Origin of the sequence: Cellulomonas olei (genome assembly GCF_039548315.1) — a bacterium.
Classification (GTDB): Bacteria; Actinomycetota; Actinomycetes; order Actinomycetales; family Cellulomonadaceae; genus Cellulomonas.
The window spans coordinates 18,407-34,106 of the sequence record NZ_JBCLVN010000066.1; the positions used below are offsets into that span (position 1 = coordinate 18,407).

The window sequence follows — 15,700 nt, forward strand, 5'->3', positions numbered from 1 at the left end:
CGGTTGCGTCAGGCAGCGGACCGGGTGAAGCGGCTCACACCTCGCCGAAGCCCTCCTCGACCGCGCCGACGAACGCGTCGACCGCGACGCGGGCCTGCGGACCGGTCGCGGAGACCTCCAGGGTGCGGCCCTGCGTCGCGCCGAGCTGCATGAGCTCCAGCACGCTCGCGGCGTTCACCCCGTCCACCCGCACCGTCGCGTCGAAGCCGGCCATCATCCGGGCGAGCACCGCGGCCGGCCGGGCGTGCAGGCCCATCGGGTTGCGCACGACCACCTGCGCGGTGATCGGGTTCTCCTCCCCCGGCGTGCCGGACCCGGCGGGCGGCGCGGGCGCCGGTCCCCCGGCGTCGGCGGGCCCTCCGGTGCCGTCCGGCGGCACCTGCCCGGCACCGGCCGCGTGCGGGAAGCCCGCCCCCGCGGCCACCGCCGCGCCGAGCACCTCGCCGACGGGTGCGCCGCCGGCCGCGGTGACCGCGGCCGCGACCGCCGCCTCCACCATCGGGGCGTCCGCGAGGTGCACCCGCGCGGCGACGTCCTCGTCCAGGAACTCGAGCACGGACTCGGTGGTGAGCACCGCCGAGCCGAGGTCCGTCAGCACCACGGCGGAACGGCCGTCGGCGGTCGCCTCGGTCAGCGCGTCCTGCACCAGGTCGAAGCTGGTGCCGAGCCCGCCGGCGCCGTCGCCGCCGGCGGCCACGATGAGCACGTCCGGCGCCATCTGCCCGGCGAGCTCCCGCAGGCCGGCGGCGAGCCGCTCGGAGTGCGAGACCAGCACCAGGGCGACGGGCGCGCTCATGCCGCCGCCGCCGTGTCCGCGGCCGCCTCGAGGATCAGCGCGCTCGACGTCGCCCCCGGGTCCTGGTGCCCGGCGGAGCGCTCGCCGAGGTACGACGCCCGGCCCTTCGTCGCGACGAGCGGGATGGTCGCGACCGCCCCCGCCCGCGCGGCCTCGGCCGCCGCCGCGAGGACCGCCGCGGGCGACGCCCCCGCGTCCGCGGCCTGCACGGCGGCCTCGACCGCGGGGGTCCAGGCGTCGACCATCGTCTTCTCCCCGGTGGTGGCCTTCCCGCGGACCACGATGCCCTCGAGCCCCGCCTCCAGCATCGCCACGACGGCGTGCGCGTCGAGCTCCGGGAGCCCGGTGACCTTCGCCGCCCGCAGGTACGCCGTGCCGTAGAGCGGGCCCGCCGCCCCGCCCACGGTCGACATCAGCGTGGTCGCGACGAGCTTGAGCACCGCGCCCACGTCACCCGGTGGCGCCTCCAGGGCGTCGAGCTTGGCCAGCACGGCGGTGAATCCCCGGCTGAGGTTCTCGCCGTGGTCGCCGTCACCGATCTGCCGGTCGAGCTCGATGAGCTCCTCCCGGTTCTCGGCGACCACCTGCGCCGTCCGGCGCACCCAGGCCTCCGCCCACGTCGCACCCAGGGATCCCGTCATGCTCCGCTCCCACCTCCGCCGTCGTGCCGGCGGCCACGCGTCCCGGAGGACGGCGGGCCCGATGCCCCCAGCAGCCGTCTCGCGGCTACCAGTGCAGCGCGGCCGTGCGCACCGGCGCGTCCCACAGCGCGGTGAGCTCGTCGTCCAGCCGGAGCACAGTGACCGAGGCGCCCTGCATCTCCAGTGATGTCACATAGTTGCCCACGAGCGACCGGGTCACCTCGACCCCGCGGCCCTCGAGCAGCCTGCGTGCCTGACGATAGACGACGTAGAGCTCGGACAGCGGCGTGCCACCCATCCCGTTGACGAACAGCAGCACGCGCTCGCCGGAGGCCAGGCCCAAGTCGTCGGCGACGGGCGTCAGCAGCATCTCGGTGATCTCGTCCGCGCCGGCCAGCGGGATGCGGCGCCGGCCCGGCTCGCCGTGGATGCCGATGCCGATCTCGATCTCGTCCTCGGGCAGGTCGAAGGACGGCTTGCCGGCGTGGGGGACGGTGCACGCGGTGAGCGCGACGCCCATCGACCGGACGTTGGCGACGACCTTCTCGGCCACCGCGACCACCGCGTCCAGGTCGTCGCCGCGCGCAGCGGCCGCCCCGGCGATCTTCTCGACGGCGACGGTGCCCGCGACGCCGCGGCGGCCCGCGGTGTACAGCGAGTCCTCGACGGCCACGTCGTCGTTCACCACGACGGTGCGGACCGTGACGTCGTCCGCGTCGGCGAGCTCGGCCGCGGTCTCGAAGTTGAGGACGTCGCCGGTGTAGTTCTTGACGATCGCCAGCACGCCCGCACCGCCGTCGGCCGCGGCGAACGCGGGGGCGATCTGGTCGGGCGTGGGCGAGGTGAACATGGCGCCCGGCACCGCGGCGTCGAGCATGCCGTCGCCGACGAAGCCCGCGTGCAGCGGCTCGTGCCCGCTGCCGCCGCCCGAGACGAGGCCGACCTTGCCGCTGACCACGCCTCCCGCGCGGGAGACAAAGAGCGGGTCCGTGTGCACCTGCACGACGTCCGCGTGCGCCAGCCCGAATCCCTCGACGGACTCGGCGACGACGTTCTGCGGGTCGTTGATGAGCTTCTTCACGTCGGTGGTTCCCTTCCGCGCGGCCGGTCGCGGCGCCGTCGTCGCGACAGCACTCACACTCGCCGCGCAGGTGGCGGGCGTCAAGGGGCAGGCGTGCGGCCGGGGTGCACGTTCGTGCACCCCGGCGCCGGCCCCCGTCAGGCCCGGCCGAAGAGCGTCCGCGCCTCCGCGACCAGCATGATCGAGCCGGTCACCAGTACCGCGGCGCCGCGCTCGACGTCCCGCTCCGCGAGGTCGGCGGCGAGCGTCACGGCGTCGTCCAGCCGCTCCCGCACGTGCACGCGGTCCTCGCCGAAGACGTCCCGGGCGATCTCGGCGAGGTCGTCGACCTCCATCGCGCGCGGCGTCGAGGCCCGGGTCACCACCACGTGGTCGAGCGCCGGCTCCAGCACCGCGAGGATGTTCTCGGGGTCCTTGTCCGCCATCACCCCGACGACGCCCACGACGCTCTGGAACGCGAACGCCTCCTCGACCGCCGCGACCAGCGCCTCGGCACCCGCCGGGTTGTGCGCGCCGTCCACCAGCACGGTCGGGCTCGACCGCACCAGCTCCAGCCGGCCCGGGGAGTCCATGTCCGCGAACGCGACCTCCACCACGGCCGCGTCCAGCGCGCCGCCGCCCGCCATCAGCGCCTCCGTCGCGGCGAGCGCCGCGAGCGCGTTGTGCGCCTGGTGCTCGCCGTGCAGCGGCAGGAACACGTCCGTGTAGACGCCGCCCGTGCCGCGCAGCGTGAGCAGCTGGCCGCCGACGGCGACCTGGCGCTCGACCACGTCGATGTCGACGCCCTCGCGCACCACGCGCGCCCCGCGCTCGGCGGCCGCGTGGAGGATCACGCCCTCCGCGTCCTCCTCCTGGCGCGACAGCACCAGCGTGGCGCCGTCCTTGACGATCCCGGCCTTCTCCCCCGCGATCTCCACGAGGGTGTGGCCGAGCCAGCGCTCGTGGTCGTGCGCCACCGGGGTGATGACCGCGACCTCGCCGTCGGCGACGTTCGTGGCGTCCCAGCGGCCGCCCATCCCGACCTCGACGACGGCGACGTCCACGGGGGCGTCCGCGAACGCGGCGAACGCCATGACGGTGAACACCTCGAAGAACGACAGCCGCGGCCGCCCCTCCGCCTGCTCCCGCACGTCCACCATGTGCACGTACGGCGCGACGTCCTGCCACACCTCGACGAACCGCTCGTCGGAGATCGGCTCGCCGTCGATCGCGATGCGCTCGGTGACCCGGCTCAGGTGCGGGCTGGTGAACCGGCCCGTCCGCAGCCCGTGCTCGCGCACCAGACGCTCGACCATGCGGGCCGTCGACGTCTTGCCGTTGGTGCCCGTGAGGTGCACGACCCGGTACGCGCGCTGCGGGTCGCCCAGCAGCTCGCACACCGCCCGCACCCGGTCGAGCGTGGGGTCGATGTCGTGCTCGGGGGCCCGCTCGAGGATCCCCGCGTACACCTCGTCCGCGGCACGGCGGGCGGCCGCAGCGGCCTCGTCCCGCAGGTGGTCGGCCCCGCCCCGGCCCTTCCCGGCGGCCATCAGGCGTCCACCCGCTCGACGCCGACTTCGAGCTCGGCGCCCTCCGCCGGTTCCAGGACCACCGCCGTCGCGAGCGTCTCGGACGCGATGAACTCCCGGTGCGCCTCGACGGCCGCGCGGTGCTCCGCGGGGACGCCCAGCGTCAGCCGGATCCGGTCGGTCACCACGAGGTCCGCCGCCTTGCGGGCGTCCTGCACGGCGCGCACCACGTCGCGGGCGTAGCCCTCGGCGAGCAGCGCCTCGTCCAGCGCGAGGTCCAGCACCACGAACCCGCCCGACGGCAGCACGCCCGCGGCCAGCGTGGGCGCCTCCCCCTCGGCGGTGGTGACGTCGATCGTCGTGGTGAGCTCGTACTCGGAGTCCAGCACCGGCACGTCGCCCTCGTCGGTGCGGACCACCACGCGGCCCTCCGCGTCGGTCGACCAGTCGCCGGCCTTCGCGGCCCGGATGACGGCCTGCACCCCGCGGCCCAGGCGCGGTCCGGCGGCGCGGGCGTTCACCGCGAGGTTGCGGCGCACCGCCACCCCGCCGGCGGCGGCCTCCTCGACCGTCGACAGCACGACGTCCTTGACGTTGAGCTCCGCGGCCAGCAGGTCCCGGAACGGCGCGAGGGCCTGCGGGTCCGGGGTCGCGACGCGCAGCTCCCGCAGCGGCTGGCGGACGCGCAGCGCGTTCGCCTTGCGCAGCGCGAGCGCCGCCGAGACGGCCTCCCGCACCCCGTCGACGGCCGCGACGAGGTCGTCGTCCGCCGCCAGCGCGGCGTCGTCCGCCCCGCCGTCGCCCAGCACCGGCCAGTCCGTGAGGTGCACGGAGCGCTCACCGGTCAGGCCGCGCCAGACCTCCTCCGACAGCAGCGGCGCGAGCGGCGCCATCACGCGGGTCAGGGTCTCCAGCGCCGTCCACAGCGTGTCGAACGCCGCGGCGTCCTCCCCCCAGAACCGGTCGCGCTGCGTGCGGACGTACCAGTTGGTCAGCAGGTCCAGGTGCACGCGCACCGTCTCGCAGGCGCCCGGCACGTCGTACGCGTCGAGCTGCGCGGTCACGTCGTCGACCAGCCGCCGCGTCCGCGCCAGCAGGTACCGGTCCATCGTCGACAGCCGGCCCTCGGCGTGGTCCTGCGCCGTGACGCGCCGCGCCGTGAGGCCGTCGCCGGCCGCGTTGGCGTACAGCGCGAAGAAGTACCACGTGCTCCACAGCGGCAGCAGCACCTGGCGGACCTCCGAGCGGATGCCCTCCTCGGTGACGACGAGGTTGCCGCCCCGCAGGATCGGCGACGCCATGAGGAACCACCGCATCGCGTCCGACCCGTCACGGTCGAACACCTCGTTCACGTCCGGGTAGTTGCGCAGCGACTTGCTCATCTTGCGGCCGTCGGAGCCCAGCACGATGCCGTGCGACACCGACGTGCGGAACGCCGGGCGGTCGAACAGCGCGGTGGCCAGCACGTGCAGCAGGTAGAACCAGCCGCGGGTCTGCCCGATGTACTCCGTGATGAAGTCGCCCGGGTAGTGGTGCTCGAACCACTCGGTGTTCTCGAACGGGTAGTGCACCTGGGCGTACGGCATCGACCCGGAGTCGAACCACACGTCCAGCACGTCCGGGATGCGGCGCATCGTCGAGCGCCCGGTCGGGTCGTCCGGGTTCGGGCGCGTCAGCTCGTCGATGAACGGCCGGTGCAGGTCCGGCTCCCCGGCGTCGTTCAGCGGCAGCCGGCCGAAGTCCGCCTCCAGCTCCGCGAACGAGCCGTACACGTCGATCCGCGGGTACTGGGGGTCGTCGCTCACCCACACCGGGATCGGGGTGCCCCAGTAGCGGTTGCGGGACACCGACCAGTCGCGGGCACCGGCCAGCCAGTTGCCGAACTGGCCGTCCTTGATGTGCTCCGGCACCCAGGAGATGTCCTGGTTGAGCTCGACCATCCGGTCGCGGAACGCCGTCACCTTGACGAACCACGACGACACCGCCTTGTAGATCAGCGGGTGCCGGCAGCGCCAGCAGTGCGGGTAGGAGTGCACGTACGACGCCTGGCGCAGCAGCCGGCCGTCCGCGCGCAGCCGCTGCGTGATCGGCTTGTTCGCCTCGAAGACCTGCAGGCCCTGGAAGTCCGGGACGAGGGAGGTGAACCTCCCGCCGTCGTCGACGCTCAGCACCGTCGGGATGCCCGCGGCCTCGCAGGTCTCCTGGTCGACCTCGCCGTACGCCGGGGCCTGGTGCACCACGCCGGTGCCGTCCTCGGTGGTGACGTAGTCCGCCAGCAGCACCTGGAAGCCGTGCTCCGCCATGCCCGGCTGGTCCGCGAGGTAGCCGAACAGCGGCTCGTACCGCACGCCCGCCAGCTCGGCGCCGCGCAGCTCGCGGGTCACCGCCGCCAGGGCGTCCTCGGCCGAGTCGTAGCCCAGGTCCTTCGCGTAGCCCTTGACCAGCGCGCGGGCGAGCAGCAGCTGCGTCGCCGCGGCCGAGGTGCCGTTCGGCCCGGCCGGGACCACCACGTACTCCACGTCCGGCCCGACCGCGAGCGCCGAGTTCGTCGGCAGCGTCCACGGGGTGGTCGTCCACGCCAGCGCCGCGACGCCCGCGAGCCCGAGCTCCTCGGCGCGCGCACCCGTCAGCGGGAACGTCACCGTCACCGTCTGGTCCTGGACGTCCCGGTAGACGTCGTCGTCCATGCGCAGCTCGTGGTTCGACAGCGGCGTCTGGTCGTTCCAGCAGTACGGCAGCACGCGGTAGCCCTCGTACGCCCAGCCCTTGTCGTACAGCCGCTTGAACGCCCAGATCACCGACTCCATGAACGTCGGGTCCAGCGTCTTGTAGTCGTGGTCGAAGTCCACCCACCGCGCCTGCCGGGTGACGTACACCCGCCACTCGTCGGTGTAGCGCAGCACCGACGTGCGGCACGCGTCGTTGAACGCCTTGATGCCCATCGTCTCGATCTGCGACTTGTCCGTGATGCCGAGGATCCGCTCCGCCTCGAGCTCCGCCGGCAGGCCGTGCGTGTCCCAGCCGAACCGGCGCTCCACGCGGCGGCCCCGCTGCGTCTGGTACCGGCCGACGATGTCCTTCGCGTAGCCCGTCAGCAGGTGCCCGTAGTGCGGCAGGCCGTTCGCGAACGGCGGGCCGTCGTAGAACACGAACTCGTTCGCGCCGTCCGCGCCGGCGTCACGCGCGTCGATCGACGCCTGGAACGTGCCGTCCGCCTCCCAGTACGCGAGGACGTCCTTCTCCAGCGCGGGCAGGTCGGGGGACGCGGGCAGGCCGAACGCGGCCCCCGGGGACGACGGGGCGACGTGCTTGCCGGCGGGCGAGCGGTGCAGGGGGTAGGCCATGGCGGATGGCGCTCCTGTGGTCGGTGCTCCCGCCGGCGGGCGGCGGGGGCGGTGCGGTTCGGCAGGACCACGGGGACGACGTCACCCGGGCCGGACACCGACCCGGGGGCACCGCGGTACCACCCCGCTTGCCGTCCACCGTGCCCCTCGCGGGGTGCGGTGCGCGACCACTCTGCGCTGCGGCTGTGACGGGCCTGCCCCGTCCGGTTCTACTGGGGACGCGCCCGGTGGTGCGACGCGGCCTGTTCTTCCGGAGGCTCCCCGGTGATGGCCGGATCGGTGCCTGTGGGGACGAGTGTAGCGACGGTGGCGGACGTGGACGCGCGGAGCGTGCCGGGCGCCGAGCCGGCGCCGCCCCTCGGCGGGGCGGAGATCAGGCGAGCAGCACCTCCCGGACGGACCGGCCCGGACGGAGCCCGGCCGGGCCGGTGGCCGTCATCCGTCCGCGCCGCCCCGACCTGCGGACGCCTCGCCCGCCCCGCCGTACGCGTACGCCCCGTCCTGCGGTGCCGCGAGCGCCACCGCCGGGTCGGCCGAGAGGTACCGTCCGCGCGCCGGGTCGTAGTACCGCGTCCCGACGAGCAGCAGGCCGGTGCCGTCCTGCGGCGCGCCGAGGAAGGCGCGGTCGTCCGGCCAGACGGGGCTCGCCGCACGGGCCGCGCCGAAGGCGTCGAACCGCCGGGTGGTGAGGATCTCCTTGACGTTCTGGATCGCGGCGATCGCCGTCCCGTCCGCGTCGGTGACGAACGAGGTCACCGCCGAGCCGGACCTGCCGGTGCGCACAGCGACCGTCATCCCGGCGAACGTGTAGGAGCGCGACGCCGTGACCTGGCCGTCGGCGGTGAGCGTGATCTCCTGCCCACCGGGCAGCGTCACGGTCGTGCTGCCGTCCTGCCGCCGGACGAGCCGGTCGCCGTCGGCGGTGTACAGGTAGGACGACGTCGACGAGCCCGACCGGACCGTGGTGAGGCGGCCCTCGGCGTCCCAGGTGAGCGTCTGGGCGGCGCTCCCGGAGGGCGCGCGGGTGGTCGTGCTGCCGCTGGCGTCGGAGGCGTACCGCGAGGTCACGGTGCGGGACCCGGTGGTGCGGGCGACCGACGCCAGGGCGTGCGGCCGGCCGGACGCGGCCGCGTAGGTGTACCGGTCGGTGGTGGTGCCGGTCGCGGTGCGGGTGACCTGCGTGAGCCGGTTGCCCGCCGCGTCGTAGGTGGAGTCGGTCCAGGAGGGAACGGGACCGCCGAGCCGGGCCGCGGACCGGGTGGTCGCGCAGCTGCCGCTCGCGGGGGTCCACGCGCTGCGCAGCCGGCCGAGCCCGTCGCGGGTGAAGCACTGGGTGTCGGTCTTCTGGCCGGTGCGCCGGGTCACGACCTTGGTGACGTTGCCCGCGGCGTCGTACTTGACCCGCTGGTCGAGGTCGGTGGCCCCGGACGACTGCCTCGTGAGCGCGACGCCGGTCAGCCGGCCGGTCCCGTGCTCGTAGTCGTAGCTGATCCAGTTCGCGGCGGTGTTGCCCACGTCGAGGCTCATCAGCTCGCCGGAGGACGAGTAGACGGTCCCGGCGACGTAGACGCCCCAGCCGAGACCGCCGTGCATCCACTCCGGCAGGTTCGCCGCGTCGTACTCCGTCCAGATGCTCTCGGCGGTCAGCGGACCGGCCGCCGGGAGCGTGGTGCGGAGCAGCTGCCCGTCCACGGTGTACTCGTACTCCGTGGTGTAGGTGCCGGCCAGAGCGCCCTCGACGGACGGCAGCGTCACGGACTCCCCGAGCGGACGGTACCCGTCGTCGTAGCCCGTGACGGCGGTGACGTAGGCCGCGCCGTCCTCGTAGCGGGTCGACGACGTGAGCTGCCCCGCGGCGAGGGTGTCGTACGTCCACTCGGCCCGCAGGTCCCCGGTGGCGGAGCCGTCACGCAGGGAGGTGCGCCGTCCGAGCGCGTCGTACGTCGACGCGAGAGTCAAGCCCCGGGCGTCGGTGACCGTGAGCACCTGACCGGCGTCGTCGTACGTCCGGGTGGTGGTGCCCGTGTCCGGGTCCGTGACGGAGACCTGGCGGCCGCGCAGGTCGTAGGTGGCGGTCCACGTGCTGCCGTCGGCGTTGCGCACCGAGGAGAGCGCGCCGGAGGGCGCGTACCGGTAGGTGGTCAGCTTGTAGGTGCCGGAGGGCGCGCCGGAGGTGTAGCTCCGCAGCTGCGTGGTGCGGCCGCGCGCGTCGAGGACGGTGGTCCGCGCGACGCCGCCTGCGGGCGGGTCGGTGCTGACGCGGTCGCCGCCGTAGGTGGTGGTCGTGCGCCACTTCTCGCGGCCGTCGACGTCGAGGATCTCCTTGCGCAGCCGGCCGGCGCCGTCGTGGACGTACCGGGTCCGGGACGGGACCGCCGACTTCGGCGCGACGAGCGCGCCGCCCGGCTCGCCCGGGGCGAACCACGCGCCGTTCTCGTACGACACGTACCCGCGGCTGTCGTAGACGGTGTCGGTGACCATGCGCCCGGCGGTGCCCGCGGCGAGCGACGGCGACTGGGTCTGCCGCGGGCGCAGCAGCCCGTCGTAGAGCGTGACCACGCTCTGGTAGGTGCCCGCGGCCGTGAGCGTCGAGGTGGTCACCGCGTCCGGCCCGGATCGCGAGACGACGTACGCGTAGGTCGTGCTCGCCGTGGCCGAGGCCTGCGGCCGGCCGGGGAGCCAGACGGCCGTGGGCCGGCCGAGGGCGTCGTACCGGGTGCTCGTGACCTTGCCCGCCGCGTCGACGACCTCGGTGGGCAGGCCCCAGGCGGGGTCGAGCGTGGTGGTGACCACGTGCGGGGTGAGGTCGCCGTCGCCGTCCGGGTCGGGCGACGTCTCGGTGACACCGGTCACGGGTCCACCCGTCGCCGGGGTGTAGGCGGTGGTGGTGGTGCGGCCCAGGGCGTCGGCGCGCGCGACGACGCGGCCCGCGTCGTCGTACGTCGTGGACGTGTCCGTCACGTACACCGGGGCCCCGTCCGCGTACGACGCGAGCACCTCGGTCGCGGTGACCAGCCCGCGCGTCGGTGCGACGCCGACCGCGGCGCCGTCGTACGAGGTGCGCACGTCCGAGACGACGTCGGCCGGCCTCGCCGGGGTGACGTCGCACCGGACGGCGACGGTCTCGACGCGGGCGGGCGCTCCGACGACGGTCGTGGCACCGTCCCGCGCGTACTCGGTGCGGGTGCACAGGTCGTCGGCGGCGGTCGCGAGGTCGCCCTCGTCGTCCACCTGCGTGACCGTCCCGTCGGCCGGGTCGAAGGTGGTCGCGGTCCGGGTGGTCCGGCGGCCGCCGGGCAGCGCGGGTGCGGTCGTGCGGGTCTCGGAGAGCCCGACGCCCAGGAAGGTCGAGGTGCGGCCGTCCGCGCCGGTCGCCGTCGGCGGCGACACCCACGGCGTCCGCACCACCCCGGTGAGCTCGCCGGTCCCCGCCCCGTCGTAGGTGATGACCTCACGGACGAACCCGGCGAGCCGGCCCTCGTCCGTGATGCCGTCGACGCTCGCGGACCGGGTCCCACCGGACCCGAGCAGGTCCCCGTCCATCCCGCGGAAGTAGCGGTAGCGGGTCGTGGACCTGGTGGTGTCGGAGGGCGCACCACGGACGACGTCGACCGTCGCGTAGCCCCGGAAGTCGCCCCAGGTGCGCTGCGCCACCGGCGTGCGCGCGTCGTCGTCGTGGTGCCAGGCCGGGCCCCCGACGTACCGGTAGTGCGTCTCGACGGTCGCGCTCGTCCCGTCGTTCGGGTTCTCGAGCACCGAGGACACCGGGTAGGTGTGGAAGTACTCCGGCTGCGCACCCTCGGTGGCGGGTGCGCTGAGCACGGGGAAGCAGCGCGAGGAGCTCGTGCTGGGATCTGCCGGCAGCGACGTCGCGGAGCAGCCGGGAGCCGTGTAGGAGACCGAGGTCGTCGCTCCGGACTCGGACACCACGGAGGAGACCCGGTAACGGCTCATGGCCGGGCCGCCGGCGCCGACCACCCGGTTCGCCAGCGGCGTGCCGGTGAAGGAGACGTCCGGCAGGTCGACGGTCGTCCCCGCGAGGCCGCTGTGCCCGATCTTCGCGAGCCACAACGCGGTCTCCGAGCCGTCACCGGGGTCGGGGAACGTCTGCGTCAGCGTCCAGCGGTCCACGTCCCGGTAGGTCGCGCCCGCGAGCACCTGCGTCGTCACCCGGGCGAGCCGCTTGCGGGTGAAGAACGCCGGCGACGTGACACCCGCGCAGGACGTGGTCGACGTGCAGACCAGGTCGGCCGGGACGTCGGGCCAGGCCGCGGCGCTCGACGGCGTCAGCTGGTCCGGGTCGCACGTCACCGACGCCGACGGCACGCAGCGCTCGGCGACCGTGAGCTCCACGCGCGAGGGCGCCGGGCCGGTGGTCTCCTCGCCGGCGCGCTGCCCGTACTCGACGCGCGTGAGGTAGCCGCCGCGGTCGTACGTCGAGACCGCCGCGCCGAGGTCCCGCTCGTACGCGTTCTGCTCCCGGGTGTAGAAGTACGTCATCGAGCCGCCGGACGCGTCGACGACGTACTCGAGGTTCCAGCGCCAGGCCTGCGCGCACACGGACTCCGCGAACGTCTCGGCGTGGCACGGCTCGCCCGCCTGGTTGCCGTAGACCGGGACGGTCCAGGCCGAGTCCAGCGGCGTCGGGTCGGTCGCCGAGCGCTGGCCGCGACCGAAGACGTACCGGGTGCCGTCCGTCGTCGTGACGGCCCAGTACTCGCCGTCGTCGTCCCCGTTCGACGCACCGGTCAGCCTCTCGACGCGGCTCCCGTCGTCCTGCTGGACCCGCCAGGTCCCCGTCGCGGCGTCCTCGACGAGCGGGCTGGTGGTGCCGTTCAGCACGAGCACCGCCGCACCCGACGACCAGCACAGGTCACCGGTGGCGTGCCCCTCGTTGTTGCCGCCCGCGGTGTCCTGGGCGCACGGCACGTAGGACCGCTCGACGTACCCCGTGCCGAGGTCCCAGCCGTCACCGACCCAGGAGGCCTGGTTGTTGGTCGCGGACGTCCGGCGGTCGACCGAGCCGGAGGAGTACGCGAGCGCGAGGTCGGGCTCCGGACCGCCCGCGGCCGGCGGGACGCGCAGCGGGTAGGTCCACCGGAGGTCACCGGTCTGCGCGACGACGTCCCAGCTCGCGGAGGCGGACGGGACGGGCCCGGACGGGGACGGGGCGGGCGCGGACGAGTCGGATCCCGCCAGCGGGGCCGACGCGACGCCCGACAGGGACGCGTCGGACGCGGACGCGGGCGGCCGCGGGGTCGCCGCCCAGCTGCCGGTCGAGCCGGACGTCGCCGCGGTGACGGCGAGCGCGCCGGCAGCGGCGAGCGGCACCGCGGCCCGCACGGTCTGCGCGACGGGGTCGTTCACCGACTCGATCTCCGTCTGCGTGCGGCACTGCGCGTCCGACGGCGTGTCGAGGGCGCAGTCCGGCAGGCTGACGAGCCGCAGCCGCGCCGACCAGTCCCCGCCGTACGCGTCCGCGAAGGGGGCGTAGCTCACCGTGACGACGACGGGCGCCCCGGCGTCCGCGACCTCGGCCTCCGGCTCGGCCGGGCGGACCGACGCCGTCTGCTGGACGACGGCGGACGAGGTGGTCGGCGAGGTGGTCGGTGACGGCGCCGAGGTCGCGGCGGTCGCCGCCGGAGCCGGCGTCCCGTCAGGCCCGGCGTCGGCGCCCTCGGCCCCGCTCACCGGCTCCAGCGCGAGCAGCACCCCGTCCACGCCGACCGCCTCGGCCGCGTCGTGGTCGACCACCTGGACCTGGACCGCGTCGGGGGCCTCCGCCGTGCCGGACTGCTCGAGCCGCACCAGTGTCTCGGCGGTGACGGCCGCGGACGGGTCCGCGTCGGTCGCGCCCGGCGGGTCGACCGCGATCGTCGCCGTGCTCTCCGCGGGCCAGGCGACCGGCTCGGTGCTCGCCGCCGCGACCGGGTCGTGAGCGGGCGGTGCCGGCTGGGCGAGCGTCTCGACGGCCAGGGGCTCCGCCTGCTCGACGGCGGGCGCGGACGCCACGCCCGCCGAGCGACGGTCCTCGTCCGACGGCGCGGCCGCTGCCGTGCCCGGAGCCACCACGGCCAGGGTCGCCAGCAGCGACGCGACGACGACCACGGTCAGGCCGGTGCGCCGTCCCGGGGAAGCGCTTCGCCCCCGTCGTGTCGTCCCGTGCGGCAGGGCAGGCACAACAACGGTGTGACGACGCACAGCTCCCCCTCGTACGCGGATGCGCGATGCGCGCCGGTGGCCGGAAGGTACAGCCACCGCACCCGGGGGCACCCCGGCTTCGGCCGCCGGCACACCCGTTCGGCCCAGTGTGACGCACGCCACAGTGGAGCGTCTTCCCTGGTCACGGGCCGTCCAGGGACCAACGTCCGGCGCGCGGCACCGCGCTCCCGACGTCCCGCCCGCGTGCGGCAGCCGGCCGGCCGGCCGGCCGCGCCGGTCGCGTCAGACCGCGGGGCGGGCGACCGGCGGCAGCGCGGACCACGGGAACGTGATCCACTGCGCCGTCCGCCGCCACACGAAGTCCGGGTCCACGATGGAGTGCGGCTTCGCGTAGAGCACGGCCGTGCGGGCCTCGGCGCAGTGCTGCGACACGAGCCGCTGCACGAGCGCGAGGGTCTCCCCCGTGTCGGCCACGTCGTCGACGACCAGCGCGCGGCGGCCGGCCAGCGCCTCGGTGTCCAGCAGCGGCGGCAGCACCACCGGGTCGGGCAGCCGGGTGTCGATGCCCGTGTAGAACTCCACGTTGAGGGTGCCGCAGGCCTTCAGCCCGAGCGCGTACGCCAGGGCGCCGGCCGGCAGCAGCCCGCCGCGGGCGACCGCCACCACCACGTCGGGCTCGAACCCGGACGCCACCACGTCGCGGGCGAGGTCGCGGGCGGCCTCCCCGAACTGGTCCCAGCCGAGGATCTCGCGCTCGTCCGGCAGGTCCTGGCCGGGGGCGGCCTCCGCAGTCGTCATGGCGGTCAGCGTAGTGGCCCCGCCCGGGGCGTCAGGTCGCGGGGCCTGCGGCGTGCTCGACGATGCGGCGGACGTCGTGCAGGTGGTGCAGCGCGTCGTGCGCGTTGTTGCGCGCGACGTCCTCGGCGCGCTGCGGGCCCCGGGTGGCGTGGTCGAGCACCACGCCGGCCGCCAGCGCCGCGGTGACCGACTCGACCCACCACGGCACGACCCGGCGCAGGGCACCGAGGGACGCCCCGACGGTCGCGTGCTCGTAGTCGAGCAGCGCACCCAGCGCGTCGGGGTCGTACCCGGCGGCGGCGGTGCGGCCGTCGCAGCGCGCCGCGTCGAGGCGGTACGCCCACGCCCCGAGGTTGTCGGCGACGTGCCGCACGTACGCCGCGGTCGACCACGCGAGGCCCGGCAGGCGCAGCGGCTCCGGGGCGGCGACCAGAGCCGCGTCGAACCGGCCCGGCACGTCCGCGACCGCGTGCACCGCGTCCTCGGCGGTGAGGCCCCAGCGGTAGCCGCACGCGCGGCACGGGTCGCCGTACAGCGCGGCCCCCCACAGCTCCATCCGGGCACCGTACCGCGCACCCGCGGGCCCCCGGGGCCGGTCGCGCGCGCCCGTCCCGGGCCCCGGCGCGTGCCGGCCAGGCGCCGGACGGTCAGGCGCTCTCGCGCAGCGCGCGGCGCCGGTTCTCCTCGTCGAAGAGCTGCGCGGCGAGCGCGCGGTAGCCGTCCGGGTCCTGCACGGCGTCCATGCGCTGCAGCCGGCCCCGCAGGTCGGCGATGCGGCGCGTGAGCTCGAGCTCGACGAGCGCCATGACGAGGCCGCGCGCGTAGGTCGGCAGGCGGTCGGGCCGGTCCTCGGGCAGCGGTGCGACGGCGAGCTGGGTGACGAGCGACCGGACCGGGGCCGCCGCCTCCTCGCGGACGGCCTCGACCCAGCCGACGGTCGCGCCGGGCCCTCCGGCACCGACCCGCGCGCGCGCCCCGGCGGCGCCGCCGGCCGCCCGCACCGCGGCGTGCACGGCCCGGTAGGCGGGAGCGGTGAACGCCTCGGGCGGCAGGTCGTCGAACTCCGGCGGCACGAGGTCGGGCATCTGGAGGACGGCCTCGAGGGCGCGGCGCTCCGTCGCGGCGACCGGGTCCCGCGGGTCGGGCATCGTCATGCGGGGCGCGGGCAGCGCCGTGCCCTCGCCGCCCGACCCGGTCGGGGCCGCGGCGCCGGCGTCGTGCAGCGGCTCGTGCCCGGGGTCGTACGCCTCGGGCGGGGGCTCGTCCCAGCGGCGGTCCTGCGACCGGCCGTCGCGGCGCCCGTCGCGCCCGTCCCAGCGTCCGCCGCCGGGCCGGCCGTCACCGCGCCCGCCGCCGTCGCGGCGCTGCCA

8 protein-coding genes and 1 pseudogene are annotated in these 15,700 nt (G+C 75.6%); all 9 read right to left on the reverse strand.

Annotation, left to right across the window (positions count from 1 at the left end; translation table 11 throughout):
* Window positions 1-34: 34 nt before the first annotated feature.
* Window positions 35-796, reverse strand: coding sequence for a dihydroxyacetone kinase phosphoryl donor subunit DhaM (gene dhaM, locus AAHH18_RS16310; protein ID WP_343302335.1), 762 nt, complete (start codon window positions 794-796; stop codon window positions 35-37).
* The gene (gene dhaL / locus AAHH18_RS16315) at window positions 793-1,437 is read right to left on the reverse strand and encodes a dihydroxyacetone kinase subunit DhaL (protein WP_343302336.1); all 645 of its coding nucleotides are present in this window, start codon (window positions 1,435-1,437) and stop codon (window positions 793-795) included. Before dhaL ends, dhaM begins: the two co-directional genes overlap by 4 nt.
* An 85-nt stretch (window positions 1,438-1,522) precedes the next feature.
* Window positions 1,523-2,518, reverse strand: coding sequence for a dihydroxyacetone kinase subunit DhaK (gene dhaK, locus AAHH18_RS16320; protein ID WP_283319938.1), 996 nt, complete (start codon window positions 2,516-2,518; stop codon window positions 1,523-1,525).
* A gap of 137 nt (window positions 2,519-2,655) precedes the next feature.
* A complete protein-coding gene (locus tag AAHH18_RS16325) occupies window positions 2,656-4,047 on the reverse strand; it encodes a bifunctional folylpolyglutamate synthase/dihydrofolate synthase (protein ID WP_343302337.1) in 1,392 nt (463 codons plus the stop codon).
* Window positions 4,047-7,370 (reverse strand): isoleucine--tRNA ligase, encoded by a 3,324-nt coding sequence (ileS, locus tag AAHH18_RS16330; protein ID WP_343302338.1) that lies wholly within the window; start codon window positions 7,368-7,370, stop codon window positions 4,047-4,049. The genes AAHH18_RS16325 and ileS overlap by 1 nt, the downstream gene beginning before the upstream one ends.
* A 435-nt stretch (window positions 7,371-7,805) precedes the next feature.
* The gene (locus AAHH18_RS16335) at window positions 7,806-13,478 is read right to left on the reverse strand and encodes a SpvB/TcaC N-terminal domain-containing protein (RefSeq protein WP_343302339.1); all 5,673 of its coding nucleotides are present in this window, start codon (window positions 13,476-13,478) and stop codon (window positions 7,806-7,808) included.
* Window positions 13,479-13,814: 336 nt separating this feature from the next.
* On the reverse strand, window positions 13,815-14,330 hold the full coding sequence (locus tag AAHH18_RS16340) for a phosphoribosyltransferase (RefSeq protein WP_343302340.1): 516 nt from the start codon (window positions 14,328-14,330) through the stop codon (window positions 13,815-13,817).
* Window positions 14,331-14,361: 31 nt separating this feature from the next.
* On the reverse strand, window positions 14,362-14,886 hold the full coding sequence (locus tag AAHH18_RS16345) for a DinB family protein (protein ID WP_343302341.1): 525 nt from the start codon (window positions 14,884-14,886) through the stop codon (window positions 14,362-14,364).
* 91 nt (window positions 14,887-14,977) lie between these two features.
* Window positions 14,978-15,700: pseudogene (locus tag AAHH18_RS16350) on the reverse strand (DNA primase); the annotation flags it as partial.